The 11,865-nt window shown below is 72.8% G+C and carries 10 protein-coding genes; 5 read left to right on the top strand and 5 right to left on the bottom strand.

Features of this window, described 5'->3' with window-relative positions; all coding sequences use genetic code 11:
• Positions 1–1,618: helix-turn-helix transcriptional regulator (locus OJ962_RS33575; RefSeq protein WP_270006921.1), on the top strand; the 1,618-nt coding region annotated here is incomplete at its 5' end.
• On the opposite strand, the gene OJ962_RS33580 is transcribed toward OJ962_RS33575, so the two are convergent.
• From OJ962_RS33580 to OJ962_RS33595, 4 genes are read right to left on the bottom strand one after another with little or no spacing between them, the layout of a single operon-like run.
• Entirely contained in the window at positions 1,581–2,786 is a 1,206-nt protein-coding gene (locus tag OJ962_RS33580) for an RNA polymerase sigma factor (protein WP_202956544.1), read from the bottom strand. The two genes, OJ962_RS33575 and OJ962_RS33580, sit on opposite strands and share 38 nt — an antisense overlap.
• The gene (locus OJ962_RS33585) at positions 2,783–3,124 is read right to left on the bottom strand and encodes a YciI family protein (RefSeq protein WP_202956543.1); all 342 of its coding nucleotides are present in this window, start codon (positions 3,122–3,124) and stop codon (positions 2,783–2,785) included. The genes OJ962_RS33580 and OJ962_RS33585 overlap by 4 nt, the downstream gene beginning before the upstream one ends.
• 56 nt (positions 3,125–3,180) lie before the next feature.
• Complete coding sequence (locus OJ962_RS33590; protein WP_202956542.1) at positions 3,181–4,284, bottom strand: calcium-binding protein; 1,104 nt, start codon at positions 4,282–4,284, stop codon at positions 3,181–3,183.
• 50 nt (positions 4,285–4,334) lie between these two features.
• Positions 4,335–5,957 (bottom strand): long-chain fatty acid--CoA ligase, encoded by a 1,623-nt coding sequence (locus OJ962_RS33595; protein WP_202956541.1) that lies wholly within the window; start codon positions 5,955–5,957, stop codon positions 4,335–4,337.
• Between the two features lie 86 nt (positions 5,958–6,043).
• Between OJ962_RS33595 and OJ962_RS33600 the strand changes: the two genes are divergently transcribed.
• Positions 6,044–7,564 (top strand): D-glucuronyl C5-epimerase family protein, encoded by a 1,521-nt coding sequence (locus tag OJ962_RS33600; protein WP_202956540.1) that lies wholly within the window; start codon positions 6,044–6,046, stop codon positions 7,562–7,564.
• On the opposite strand, the gene OJ962_RS33605 is transcribed toward OJ962_RS33600, so the two are convergent.
• A complete protein-coding gene (locus tag OJ962_RS33605; protein ID WP_202956539.1) occupies positions 7,561–8,358 on the bottom strand; it encodes a S1 family peptidase in 798 nt (265 codons plus the stop codon). The genes OJ962_RS33600 and OJ962_RS33605 overlap by 4 nt on opposite strands.
• A 59-nt stretch (positions 8,359–8,417) precedes the next feature.
• On the opposite strand from OJ962_RS33605, the gene OJ962_RS33610 reads away from it, so the two are divergent.
• The 3 genes from OJ962_RS33610 to OJ962_RS33620 form a co-directional block, all read left to right on the top strand.
• The gene (locus OJ962_RS33610; RefSeq protein ID WP_202956538.1) at positions 8,418–9,347 is read left to right on the top strand and encodes an acyl-CoA desaturase; all 930 of its coding nucleotides are present in this window, start codon (positions 8,418–8,420) and stop codon (positions 9,345–9,347) included.
• Positions 9,344–10,531, top strand: coding sequence for an SAM-dependent methyltransferase (locus OJ962_RS33615; RefSeq protein ID WP_202956537.1), 1,188 nt, complete (start codon positions 9,344–9,346; stop codon positions 10,529–10,531). Before OJ962_RS33610 ends, OJ962_RS33615 begins: the two co-directional genes overlap by 4 nt.
• 138 nt (positions 10,532–10,669) lie before the next feature.
• The coding region (locus tag OJ962_RS33620; RefSeq protein ID WP_270006922.1) for a DEAD/DEAH box helicase at positions 10,670–11,865 on the top strand (1,196 nt) is incomplete at its 3' end.

Raw genomic sequence — 11,865 nt, forward strand, 5'->3', positions numbered from 1 at the left:
GGCCGCCGCCACCTCGGCGCGCGCGGACCTCCTTGCGGCCCTCGCGGAGACCCGGATGGCGGCGGGCGAGTGGCGTGAGGCGCACGCGGCCACGCTCGAAGCGCTCGCGCTGGCGCCGGGCGACGTGCCGCTACTCGCGCGGTGCGCGGCGCTCGAGCACCTGCTCGGGCGCCACCAGGAGGCGACGGCCCGGCTCGAGGCCGGGCTGCGGGCGTTGCCCGGCGAGGACGGGCCGGCCGCGGCGTTGCTGCAGCTCAGCCTCGCGCGCAACGCGTTCTACGCCATGGACTACGCGGCGATGCGCGATCGCGCGCGGCGGGCGCTCGCGGCGGCGCGGACGACGGACGGGCAGGGGCTGATGGCGTCCGCGCTCGGGCTGATGGCGCTCGCAGGGGCGTTCTCCGGCGACGTTCCGGCGGCGCTCGCGGCGCGGGAGGAGGCCGCGGCGCTCGCGGACGTGCTGCCCGCCGCGGCGCTCGTGCGGCACCTGGACCTGGCGATGGTCGGGCTCGCCGGTGCCGAGATCCTGCTCGACCGGCCGGATGCGGCGAGCCGGCACATCGAGCGTGCCCTCGCGATCGCGGAGGCCAGCGGTCAAGGGCTGTTCCTGCCGATCCTGTTCTGGACCGGCACGATCCGGACGATGCTCGGCCGCCTACGCGAAGCGATCGAGGTGTTCGACGTGGCCATCGAGTCCGCGCGCGTCGGCGGGCACGCCCAAGGCCTCGCCTGGAACCTGTTCGGCCGCTCGTTCGCGGCGTCGGCGGTCGGCGACCACGCGACCGCGCTCACCACCGCCCGTGAAGGCGCGCAGCTGCTGGCCGGTGCGGAGCCGTCGTTCCCGACCACGGGCACCGGCCACGCGCTCGCCGCGGCACTGCTGGCCGACGGCGACCCGGCCGGCGCCGAAGCGGCCCTGCTCGAAGCCGGCGGCGGTGAAGGCCTGCCACGAGTGCCGGGCCGGTGGCGCGCGGACTCGCTCGAGCTGCTGACCCGCACGCGGCTCGCGCAGCAGCGGCGCGACGACGCCGCCCGCAGCGCCGCGCTCGCCCAGGCGTGGGCCGAGCACCTGGGGCTGGGCTCGGCGGGGGCGATGGCCGACCGCGCGGCCGCGGCGCTCGCCCTCGCGGGCGACAGCGCCGAGGCGGCGCGGCTCGCCCTGCGGTCCGCCGCGGCGTTCGAGGCGTGCGGAGCGCCCGTGCAGGCCGCGCTGAGCCGGCTGCTCGCCGGTCAGGCGTTCGCCGCGCACGGGGACGCCGAGCGGGCGGCGGCCGAGCTCGAGCAGGCCGCGGAGCGCTTCGAACGCCACGACGCGTCCGGGCACCGGGACGCCGCCGAGCGGGAGCTGCGGCGGCTCGGGCGGCGCAGCCGGTACCGGCGGTCGGGCGCGAGCGAGATCGGGTCGCTGACTGAGCGCGAGCTGCAGGTCGCGCGGCTCGTGGTGGACCGGCGCACGAACGCGGAGATCGCCGCCGAGCTCTACCTGTCGACCAAGACGGTGGAGACGCACCTGCGCAACCTTTTTCACAAGCTCGGGGTGTCGTCGCGGGTCGAGGTCGCGCGGGTCGTCGAGCGGGCGCTCAGCGAGTCGGCGAGCGCCCCGTCCGGCGCCGGATGAGCGCCGCGCGCTCGTGCTCGTGCGCGGAGAGGGCGATGGCGCGGGCGTACGCGGCGTCCGCGCCGGCCGCGTCGCCGAGCCGGCCCAGCAGCTCGGCCCGCGCGGCGTGCAGCGACACGTAGCGCTCGAGGCCCTCGACGGCGTCCAGCAGCTCCAGCCCCGCCGCCGGGCCGTCAGCGAACCCGACGGCGACGGCGCGGTTGATCGTCACCACGGGCGAAGCGTCGATACGCGCGAGCTCGCCGTAGAGCCCGGCGATCTGCGACCAGTCGGTCGCGGCGAACGACGGCGCCTGGTCGTGCAGCGCCGCGATCGCGGCCTGGATCGTGTACGCACCGGGATGCGGGAGCCGCAGCGCGCGCTCGAGCACGGCCACGCCCTCGGCGATCAGCGCGCCGTCCCACAGCGCGCGGTCCTGCTCGGCCAACGCCACGAGCTCGTCCCCGCGCAGCCGCGCCGGCGTGCGCGCGTCGGTGAGCAGCAGCAGCGCGAGCAGGCCGAGCGCCTCGGCCGTGTCGGGCATCAGGCGGGCGAGCAGCCGCGCGAGCCGCACGCCCTCGGCGCGCAGGTCGCCGCGGGTGGCGGCGTGCCCCTCGTTGAAGATCAGGTAGACGACGCGCAGCACGCCGGCGAGCCGTTCGGGCAGCAGATCGTCGCTGGGCACCCGGAACGGGATCCGCCCCTGGGAGACCTTGTTGCGCGCCCGTGTGAGCCGGCGCTCCATCGCCGGCTCGGTGGAGATGAACGCGCGTGCGATCTCGGGCACCGTGAGCCCCGCGACGCTGCGCAGCGTGAGCGCCATCCGCGCCTCCGGCGAGAGCGCCGGATGGCAGCAGGCGAACAGCATCCGCAGTTGGTCGTCCTCCAGCGACGACTGCTCCCAGTCGATCTCGTCCCACGTCACGGTCTCTCCCGCCGCTGCAGCGTGCGCGTCGACGACGCGTTGGTGGCGCAGCCGGTCGAGCGCCTTGCGCCACGCGGTCGTCGTCAGCCACGCGCCCGGCCGGTCCGGCACGCCGCGGCGGTCCCACTCGACCGCCGCGGCCACGAACGCGTCCTGCACGACGTCCTCAGCCAGCGCGAGGTCGCCGTCCAGGCGGCGGGTGATGGTCGCGAGCACCGCGCCCCGCTCGCCGCGGAAGGCCCGCTCGAGCGAGTCGGCGCTCACGCCAGCTCGAGCCCTTCGGTGGCGTGGATCTGAACCGCGCCGTACTCGGTCGACGGCAGCTTGCGCGACCAGGCGAGCGCGGCGTCCAGGTCCGGCACGTCGATGATGATGAAGGAGAACAGGATCTCCTTGGTCTCCGCGTACGGGCCGTCGGTGACGGTCTCGCGGCGCAGGGTCGTGGCCGTCTCGGGCTTGAGGCCGGACGCGGCGACGTACACGCCGTCGCGCTTCATGTCCTCGAGCACGCCGTTCCAGATCTTCATCTCGGCGTCGAACTCCGGCGTGCCCTGCTGGGGGCCCTCGCCGTCGCGGTAGTACAGGGTCAGCAGATAGTTCATGTCGCTCCGACGTCCTCGCTCGATCTGACCCGACACACCCGTGCCGAGTTGGCACGTTAGCGCTCGAGCTTCAGCACCCGGGTGACGGTCCGCGCGTTGCCGGCGGCGTCGACAGCGCGGATGCTGACCGTCGCCCGCAACGCGCCGCGCAGCTTGCGCGCGATCACGGGCCCCGGCTTGGCGGTGACGCGACCCGTCCCGGTGCCGCGCGCGATCACGCGGGGCACCTTCAGGCGCTTCGCGTCGCGCGCGCGGAGCCGCACCTGGACCGTGACCGCGCACGTCTCCGAGCAGCGGACGTCCGCCACGACGCCGGAGCGCGCGAACCGCGTGCGCTTGACGCGTGCGTCGAGCCGGGCGGTGACGGTCGGCGCGGTGAGGTCGCGCGCCGGCGGGGTGGCGAGGACGACCGGTGCGGCGCTCGGCGCGGGGCTCGCCTCCGGCGACGGCGTCGCCGTCTCGGTCGGCATCGCCGTTTCGGTCGGCGTCGCCGTCTCGGTGGGCGTCGGCGTCGGAGTCTGCTCAATCGTCGGCAGGTCCCGGGCCTCGCAGTCGTCGCCGATCGCGTCGACACGGTCTCCGCGCACGGTGTCGGCGCCGTTGCCGCACGTCAGCTCGTCGCGCTCGCCGTCGCGCGCGAGGATCGTGTCCGGGCCGAAGCCGCCTTCGAGCACGTCCTGGCCGGCGCCGCCGTCGATCGCGAGCGCGAACACGCCGATCAGGCGATCGTCGTCCGGCCCGCCCATGAGCGTGCCGCCGCCGTTGATCCAGTCGTCGCCCGCCTCGCCGTGCAGCGCGCCCGCGCCCGTCAGCACGTCGCCGCCCGCGCCGGCGTAGACGAGGTTGTCGGCCTCGACGACGCGGATCGCGTCCGCGCCTGAGCCGGTGCGGACCTCGTCGCCGCCGCTGGCCGCGTCGACGATCACCGGACGGTCGAGCGTGGACGCGTCCAGCACGTCGTCGCCGGCGTCGAGCGCCACGTTGATGCTCGTCTCCGGTGTGACGGGGCACGCGGTGCAGCCCGCCACGCCGGCCGCCGCGACCGTGATCACGTCGCCGGCCTCGGTCAGCGTCACGGACTCGTCCGCGGACGTCCCCGTCACCAGCAGCGCGCCGTCGCGCACCTCGGTGGTGACCGCCGCCGAGGCGGCGGTGCACATACACAGAAAGAGTGTCAGCGTTGTAACCACTACCCGCACGGGCAGCGAGGCTACTGGGTGGCCGCGGCCTTCCTGTCAGCGAATTGTTCTCGCAGGGTCTTCTTCGAGAACTTCCCGACCGAGGTCTTCGGGACCTCGTCGATGATCTCCAGGTCGTTCGGGAGCCACCACTTCGGCACGCGCTCGGCGAGGAAGTCGCGCAGCTCGTCAAGCGTGATCTCCTCGCCCTCCTCGGGCACGACGCACGCCAGCGGCCGCTCGGACCACTTCTCGTCCGGGATGCCGATCACGGCGGCCTCGGCGATCTTCGGGTGGGCCATGATCGCGTTCTCGAGCTCCACCGACGAGATCCACTCGCCGCCGGACTTGACCAGGTCCTTGGTGCGGTCCACGAGCCGCACGTAGCCGTTCGGGGAGATCGTGGCGACGTCGCCCGTGCGCAGCCAGCCGTCCTCGGTGAAGGAGTCGCCGGAGCGCTCGTCGTTGTAGTAGGCGCGGGCGATCCACGGCCCGATCGCCTGCAGCTCGCCGCGCGCCTCGCCGTCCCAGGGCAGCTCCTCGCCCGTCGCCGGGTCGGCGATCCGCAGCTCCACGAGCGGGATCGGCGTGCCCTGGGCGGCGCGCAGGTCCGCCAGCTCCTCCTCCGAGGAGTCGAGCAGTGTCGACTTGATCCGCCCCGTGGTCGCCACCGGCGAGGTCTCGGTCATGCCCCACGCCTGCAGGATCGGCAGCCCGACCTGCTCGCGGTAGGCCTCGCTCAGGGACTTCGGCACGGCCGACCCGCCGCACACGATGTCCCGCAGCGACGACAGGTCGCGGCCCTTGAGCTCGGGCAGCACGCCCATCCAGATCGTCGGGACGCCCGCCGCGAGCGTCACCTTCTCGCCCTCCATGAGGTCCGCGAGCGCCGCAGGCTGCATCTTGGGCCCAGGCATGGCGAGATTCGATCCCGCCATCACAGCCGCCTGACACAGGCCCCAGGCGTTCGCGTGGAACATCGGGACGACGGGCATGACGGTGTCTTTCTCAGAGACGGCCGCCGCGTCGACCACGAGCGCTCCCATCGAGTGCAGGACGGTCGAGCGGTGCGAGTAGACGACTCCCTTCGGGTGGCCGGTGGTGCCGCTCGTGTAACACATGGCCGCGGCGCGGTTCTCGTCTTCGAGCACCGGGAACTCCGCGGGCTCGGCCTCGGCCAGCAGCGTCTCGTAGTCGAGCACGCCGTCCGGGATGTCCTCGGGCACGCCGTCGTCCATCACGACCACGTGCTTGACCGTCGAGAGCCGCTCGCGCAGCGGCCAGAAGACCTTCAGCAGCGATCGGTCCACGAACACGACCTCGTCCTCGGCGTGATCGGCGATGTAGACGATGTCATCCGGGAACAGACGGATGTTGAGCGTGTGCAGAACCCGGCCGCTGCAGGGCGCGGCGAAGTACAACTCCAGGTGTCGCGCCGTGTTCCAGGCGAACGTGGCGACCCGGCCGTCCTCGGAGATCCCCAGCGTGTCCAGTACGGACGCGAGCTTGCGCGTGCGCTCGGCCCACTCGCGGTACGTGATCCGCTCGATGCCGCCGGCCTGGACGGTCGCCACCCCTTTGTCGGGAAACAGTCGCTCCGCCCGGTTGAAGACGCTCGTGAGCGTGAGCGGGTACTGCGACATCAGTCCTTGCATGCGGCCTCTCTCCTTCCCGATCGTCTAGCTCATTGTCCCGGATTCGGTGGCATGGTGGACCCGTGAAGTGGTGGAGGGCTGTCGTAGTGGCGGTGCTGGTCCTGACCGGCTGCAGCGAGACGTCCCCGCAGGAGCCGGTCAAGACGCCGTCGCGCTACGACGCGCCCGACCGGCTCCCGGCCAAGACGGGCGCGTTCGAGGTGCGCGCCGAGCAGCGCCGGGCGGCGGAAGCGGCACTACGGTCGGAGATCGCCCGCATGCGACGCAGCCGCAGCGTCGAGGGCGCGCTGCGGGTGGCGCGGCTCACGGGCCGGATCACGGCGGGCGCCGAGGCGTCGATGCGCGGCGAATGGACCGACGCGAACGCGACCCTGGCCAAGCTGTCCGGAGTCCGAGCCGCGGAGCTCGGCTACGTCGTGGGTGCGGTGCGCAGCCTCGCGGCCGCGCGGCAGCTGACGTCGGATCGGCTGCGTCCGACGTTCCTGATCCTGCGCCAGAACGCGCGCTTCTGGGCCAAGCAGCCCGTGCCCGCCCCGGGCTGGCGGACGACGTTCGGGCGCGACCCCGCGATCTTCCAGTACTACCCCGGCAAGGGCCTGCAGCTCCAGCCGCTCGCGAGCTGGGGCCGCGCGAACGCGGTCGCTCGGGCGTGCCTGGACGCGCTGCGTTCGAAGACCCGCAAGGACACCTGCCGTCAAGCGACGTTGACGCGTTCGCTCGACCGGCTCGCGTCGCTCGGCGCCCGCCGCAGCGGCTTTCTCGCGTGGGAGTACTACTTCGCGTTCGGGACGGGCGCGCCGCCGTGGGTGAGCGGGATGACGCAGGCGACGGCCACCCAGGCGCTCGCGCGCGGCTACCGGGCGCTCGGGCACAAGCGCTGGAGGCGCGCAGCCGAGCGCGCGCTGGGCGCGTTCGAGGAGGCCGCGCCGCACGGCGTCGCCGTGTCGGTGCCGGGCGGCAAGCACTATCTGCTGTATTCGTTCTCGCCGTCGCACCGGGTGCTCAACGGCGGCCTGCAGGCCGTGCTTGGCCTGCGCGACACGGCCGCGCTGCTGCACTCTTCGCGCGCGCGAAAGCTGTTCCGCGCAGGTGACCGCGCGGCGCGGCGCGAACTGGGCGAGTACGACACCGGCGCCTGGTCGCTGTACTCCGAGCGCGGCGCCGAGTCCACGCTCAGCTACCACTCGCTGACGGCCGGCTTCCTCGACGGGCTGTGCGACCGCACGCGCGCGAAGGCCTACTGCGGCACCAGCCGGCGCTTCGCGCGCTACGAGCGCGAACCCACGCGGATCGGGCTCGCGTCGCTGAAGGGCACCCGGTGGGACCGCACGCGCACGGTGCGCTTCACGCTCTCGAAGGTGTCGAGCGTGAAGGTGCGCGTGTGGGGCGCGCGCGGGATGAGCGTCTCACGCGACTTCGCGAAGCTCCCCCGCGGGACGCACTCCTTCGACTGGCGCCCGCCGGGGCGGGGCCGGTACCGGGTCCGGATCGAGGCGCGCGGTCCCAGCGGGCCGGTCGGCGTCGAGCAGCGGACGGTCAAGGTCAAGACACCCGCGAAGCCCAAGAGCAAGAAACCCAAGCACGAGAAGAAGCCCAAGCGCCGTTAGCCGACCGCGGCCGGAGCCACGGACGCGATCCAGGTACGCAGCTCGGTGTCGGCCACCCGCGCGTACACGCCGGGCTTGCCGGGGCGCGCGCAGCCCTCGCCGAAGCTCGTCGCGCCGACGACGCGCCGCTCACCGGTCGCCGTCGTCCCGTACAGCGGGCCGCCGGAGTCGCCCTGGCAGGTGTCGATCCCGCCCTCGGGGTAGCCGGCGCACACCATCGTCTCGGCGTCGAACGCGCTGTAGGCGCCCGCGCAGTAGTCGTCGCCGGTGATCGGCACCTGCGCGTGCTGGAGCGTCTCCGGCGTGTCGCCGCCCTCGGACGTCGCGCCCCAGCCCGCGATCGTGCCGACGGTCCCGGGCGCCCAGGCGCCGGCGTCGGCGGCACCCGCGACCTTCGTCGGCGCCTGCGCGGAGGGGCGGGCAAGCTGGAGCAGCGTGACGTCGTGGCCCTGCGTGAGGAGGTAGTCGGGCGGGATGATCGCCCGCGTGACGGGAACGGTCTCACCCGCGCCTGGCGTCGTCCCGCCGATGTAGACGTCGATCAGCGGGCCGGGGAACGCGATCGGCGTCGCCACCGCGCTGCCCGTGACCGATCCGCAGTGGCCGGCGGTCAGAATCCAGTCCGGCGCCACGAGCGTGCCCGTGCACAAAAAGCTCTTGGCGAGCTTGACCTCGACGATCGAGGGATATGCGCCCGCGGGGGCGTTGGACCCGCCCACGATGGCGTGCGCGGGGGCGGCGGTGAGGGCCAGCGACGCGACCGTCGCGGAGGCGAGCAGGAGGCGGCGGATCATGTAAGGCCTGAACGCACTTCGTGTCGCGAACTTGCGCGGACGTGACACACTGGCGCGGCATGACGGCCACTCAGCCCACCCGTGACGACGTCCAACCCGTCGCCAACGAGAACCTCGACCGGTTCCTGACCGGCACGGTGACGGTGCTGCCGATCCTTGCGCTCGGTCTCGTGGCCTGGCAGGTGTGGTCGGAGCTGCTGGGCTGGAGCGACCTGATCGTGTTCGCGATCATGTACGTCTCGACCGGCCTGGGCATCACGGTCGGCTTCCACCGCCTGTTCACGCACCGCTCGTTCAAGACGACCAAGGCCGTGCGCGCGATCCTCGCCGCGCTCGGCAGCGCCGCGATCGAGGGCCCGGTGATCTCGTGGGTCGCCGACCACCGCAAGCACCACACGTTCTCCGACAAGCCGGGCGACCCGCATTCGCCGCACGTGGACCACGGGCACGGGCTCAAGGGCGCGCTCAACGGCCTGTTCCACGCCCATGTGGGGTGGCTGTTCATCCACACCGAACGCGGCCTGAAGACGCGCTACGCGCCGGACCTGATGAAGGACCCGATCGTGTCCTTCATCAACCGCACGTTCCTGCTGTGGGTGCTGGCCGGCCTCGCCGTGCCGTTCCTGCTCGGCTGGGCGATCGGCGGCTCGCTCGCCACGGCGCTGACCGGGCTGCTGTGGGGCGGCGCCGTGCGCATGCTGGTGCTCCACCACGCGACCTACAGCATCAACTCGCTGTGCCACTTCTTCGGCCGCCGCCGGTTCGAGACCGGCGACGAGTCACGCAACGTCTGGTGGCTGTCGTTCTTCACCTTCGGCGAGGCGTGGCACAACAACCATCATGCGTTTCCCACGTCGGCCCGTCATGGTTTGAACCGATGGAACTTCGATCCTTCCGCATGGGTGATCTGGGGGCTGGAGAAGACCGGCCTCGCCTGGGACGTGGTCCGCGTGACACCCGAACGACAGGCCGCCAAGCTCGCAACGTGACTGAAGACCTCCGCGCCGCGCTGGCGGAGGCACTGCCGCACCGCCCGTTCACGCTCCGCCTCTGGGACGGCACCGAGCTGCCGGCGACCAGCGCTGAGGACGGGCCGACCTTCATCCTCACCTCGCCCGTCGCGCTCGGGCACATCCTGCGCGCGCCGTCGCAGCTGGGCGTCGGCCGCGCGTACGTGAGCGGCGGGATCGAGGTCGACGACATGGACTCCGCGCTGGCGCTGATCTCGCAGTGGTCGCCGCCGCCGATGGACAACGCGGCCAAGCTCAAGATCGCGCGCGGCGCGGTGAAGGCCGGCGCGCTGCGACGGGTGCCGCGGGTGCCGGCGATGGAGTTCCGGCCCAAGGGCGCGCGGCACAGCATCCTGCGCGACAAACGCTCGGTCACGCACCACTACAACCTGTCCAACGAGTTCTTCTCGCTGTTCCTGGACGAGTCGATGACCTACTCGTGCGCGATCTGGTCGCGCGGGGCCGAGACGCTCGAGGAGGCGCAGCGCACCAAGCTCGAGCTCGTCTGCACGAAGCTCGGGCTCAAGCCGGGCATGCGCGTGCTGGACGTGGGCTGCGGCTGGGGCGCGTTCGCGATCCACGCGGCGCGCGAGCACGGCGTGCACGTCACCGGGATCACGCTCTCCGAGCCGCAGGCCGAGCTCGCGCGCGAGCGCGCGGCGGGGCTCGACGTCGACATCCGCGTGATGGACTACCGCGAGCTGCAGGGCCAGACGTTCGACGCGATCGCCTCGATCGGCATGGTCGAGCACGTCGGCTCGGTGAACATCGACGCCTACATGGCCAAGCTCGCCTCCTTGCTCAAGCCGGGCGGGACGCTGCTCAACCACGGGATCGCGCGGTTGCGCGTCGGCGACGCCGAGGCCGGCCCGTTCTCGGAGCGCTACGTCTGGCCGGACGCGGCGCCGCTGCACGTCTCACGCATCCAGACGGCGATCGAGCGCGCCGGCCTGCACACCCGCCACGTCGAGGACTTCCCGGACGACTACGCGCGCACGCTGCTCGAGTGGCAGCGCCGCTTCGAGGCCAACATCGACCGGGCCCGCGAGCTCGCGGGCGATGAGCGCGTGCGCGTCTGGCGCATCTACCTGCGCGTCTCCCGGCAGGGCTTCGAGAGCGGGTTCATGTCGCCCTACCAGGTGCGCGCGGAGAAACCACGCTAGGATCCAAGGCACGGGCGGCATCCGGCTGCTCGTGAGGTTCGAGCGCACTTGAGTCCGCCACCCGGGCGGTTTGGGGTTCGTCACAGCCTCCCCAGACCGTTCGCGGCCGCTCCCCGTGCCGCCCCCTTAGGAGTTTCTTTGTCCCAGAAGTCTTTTGCCGATCTCGGCCTGTCGCAGCCCGTCGTGCGCGCGCTCGCCGAGAACGGCATGGAATCCCCCTTCGCCATCCAGGCCCTCGTGATCGAGGACGTCCTCGACGGCCGCGACGTGCTGGCCAAGTCCCCCACGGGCTCGGGCAAGACGATCGCGTTCGGCGCGCCGACGATCGATCAGCTGGACCCCAAGCACCGCCGTACCGCGGCGCTCGTGCTCGCGCCGACGCGTGAGCTCGTGAGCCAGATCGTCGAGGAGCTGCGGCCGCTCGCCGAGGCGCGCGGCGTGCGTGTCGCGTCCGTCTACGGCGGCGTCGGCTTCGAGAAGCAGATCAAGAACGCCCGCGCGGCGCACATGATCGTCGCGACGCCCGGCCGCCTCGAGGACCTGCTCGCGCGCAACGCGCTGTCGCTCGCCGACATCGAGATCCTCGTCCTCGACGAGGCCGATCGCATGCTCGACATGGGTTTCCGCCCGGCGGTCGACCGGCTCGTCAACCAGTGCCCCGAGGACCGGCAGACGCTGTTCTTCAGCGCGACGCTCGACGGTGAGGCCGGCCGCATCGCGGCCGAGTACACCTACGAGGCCGTCACGCACGAGCACAAGCCGACCGAGTCCTCGCGCGGCGAGATCGAGCACCGCTTCCGCGCGGTCGACCGCGAGTCGCGCCTGCCCGCGCTCGTCGCCGAGCTCAACGACGCCGAGCTGGCGCTCGTGTTCGTGCGCACCAAGCGCGGCGCCGACCGGCTCGTCAAGCGCCTCGAGGGCCAGGGCATCAAGGCCGTCGCCATGCACGGCAACAAGTCCCAGAACCAGCGCGAGCGCGCGCTGGCCGCGTTCGAGTCGGGCAAGGTCAACACGCTCGTCGCGACCGATGTCGCCGCCCGCGGCATCGACGTCGAAGGCGTCAGCCACGTGATCAACTTCGACGCGCCGGATGACCGTGAGTCGTACGTGCACCGCATCGGCCGCACCGGCCGCGCGGGCGCGAGCGGCATCGGGATCACCTTCGTCGAGGCCGAGCAGGCCAAGGACGTCGGCAAGATCGCGGCCGCGCTGCAGCTGCACGGCGAGTTCGAGGGCACCGGCTTCGCCACGGCGACGGCCCGCCCGCACGCGAGCGGCGGCCCGGCGCGCCGCAACCGCCGCCGGCGCCCGCCGCGCGGCCGCCATGGCCAGGG

The organism is Solirubrobacter deserti (assembly GCF_027587175.1).
Taxonomy (GTDB): domain Bacteria; phylum Actinomycetota; class Thermoleophilia; order Solirubrobacterales; family Solirubrobacteraceae; genus Solirubrobacter; species Solirubrobacter deserti.

Excerpts from the sequence above, each read along its gene's own strand:
- OJ962_RS33585 (WP_202956543.1), bottom strand. The coding sequence starts at position 3,124 with ATGAACTATCTGCTGACCCTGTACTACCGCGACGGCGAGGGCCCCCAG.
- OJ962_RS33590 (WP_202956542.1), bottom strand. The coding sequence starts at position 4,284 with ATGTGCACCGCCGCCTCGGCGGCGGTCACCACCGAGGTGCGCGACGGC.
- OJ962_RS33595 (WP_202956541.1), bottom strand. The coding sequence starts at position 5,957 with ATGCAAGGACTGATGTCGCAGTACCCGCTCACGCTCACGAGCGTCTTC.
- OJ962_RS33605 (WP_202956539.1), bottom strand. The coding sequence starts at position 8,358 with ATGATCCGCCGCCTCCTGCTCGCCTCCGCGACGGTCGCGTCGCTGGCC.
- OJ962_RS33610 (WP_202956538.1), top strand. The coding sequence starts at position 8,418 with ATGACGGCCACTCAGCCCACCCGTGACGACGTCCAACCCGTCGCCAAC.